Genomic DNA, 1,440 nt, shown 5'->3' on the forward strand with positions numbered 1-1,440 from the left:
TTGCCCGGCGTCTGGCGTCCCATTTCCATGCTCCGCTGGTGCCGATGTGTACACAGGACGGCGTGAAAATGTCGGTGGGCTTGCCGGATCAAGGCGAACCGCAGAAGCTGGAAGCTTATAACTATTCCATCAAAAAGGATCTGAAAAGCCACCAGTTGAAATCCGCAAACGGTATGCCGGAGTTGAACGAGCAGAACAGCACCAGTTATGAAGTGACCAGCGGCAAACTGCTGGAGTTGGGCAGCGCCGTGCAGTTCCAGCATCGGACTTTGTACGTATTCAGGTCGGAAACGGCGCTGGAAGGGGGCATTGTAACGAACCGCTATGTGCTGAAGGATCGGGAGGGGCTGCAGGTCCCGGTGGAATACCGTTATGCACTGGCCGGAGTTTCCCTGTTCGGTAAAATTGCGGGTGTAGCCAAGGATCAGGTCAAGGTGAACCTGCACATCGACGGAGGACAACCGGCGGGGGGAGGATTATGGTTTGCCTATTCGACGGTGTATTCGTCGCCGGACGGAAGCGGCTGGTATTGCATGCCGGAAGTCGGGGACGAGGTGCGGTTGTATTTTCCGGATGAGCAGGAAAAGCATGCGTTTGCCGCCAGCTCCGTGGATGTTGCCTCCTCGAATCCTGACAAACGGGGGAACCCGGCGGTGAAGAGCATCAGCACCAAATACGGCAAGCAAATCGTCTTTCAGCCGGGCTCGGTGGAAATCATCGGCAGCGGCAAGCTGTTAATGCGGCTTACGGATGACGGGGGTATTGAAATCAACAGCGACAAAAAAATCGTCTTAACCGCCGAAGACGATATCGAAATTAACGGAGGGGCCAAGGTGCTGATTCAGGGGGAAGGCGGCGTGGATCTGAAACAGGCGGACGCCAGCCTGCAGATTAATGATCAAGTCACGATCAGCGGAGGCAAGGTCAATATCGTATAAGCCGGAGGTGAGCCGGAATGGATAAGCAAGCGGCGTTGGACGATTTTTTGGAGAAGCATGTTTTTGACAAGTGGCTGGAGGATCTGATTCCGATTCATCATGCGCTGAACGAGCAGTGGGCCAGCATCGAGCAGAGCTTTGGCCAAACGTTCGAGACGTTGTGGACGCAGGCCTCCCGGCTCCAGACTGAGGGCGTAAAGGGAGACATTCATTATGTGTACATCTCTTTGCTGCGGACAGGCATTATGGAGGGAAAGCCATTGTATCGGGTGGACGCCTACGATCAGAACTGGTTTGCGGACCCGGTGGAATGCATGTCGATGTGGAGCGCGGATGTCATATTCGAGCCGCTGTTTCGCCGGATGGCTGAGCTGGAAAAGGCGAAAACTGCGTATGCGCGAAAAGTAACTTCCATGGATATCGATAGAATCCAGCAAATCGAGATGGTGAAGTATCACTTGCTGGCTGTGGAGTTTATGAAAACGATGGTGCCGGCGCTGCT

The 1,440-nt window shown here is 54.4% G+C and carries 2 protein-coding genes; both read left to right on the forward strand.

The features are described 5' to 3' along the window. Positions 1–938: phage tail protein (locus tag AC6RNO_RS36550; protein WP_497108435.1), on the forward strand; the 938-nt coding region annotated here is incomplete at its 5' end. A 17-nt stretch (positions 939–955) separates the two neighbouring features. Beyond that, a partial coding sequence (locus AC6RNO_RS36555) for a hypothetical protein (protein WP_497108436.1) occupies positions 956–1,440 on the forward strand: 485 nt, incomplete at its 3' end.

It is taken from the genome of Paenibacillus sp. sgz302190, from assembly GCF_059820445.1.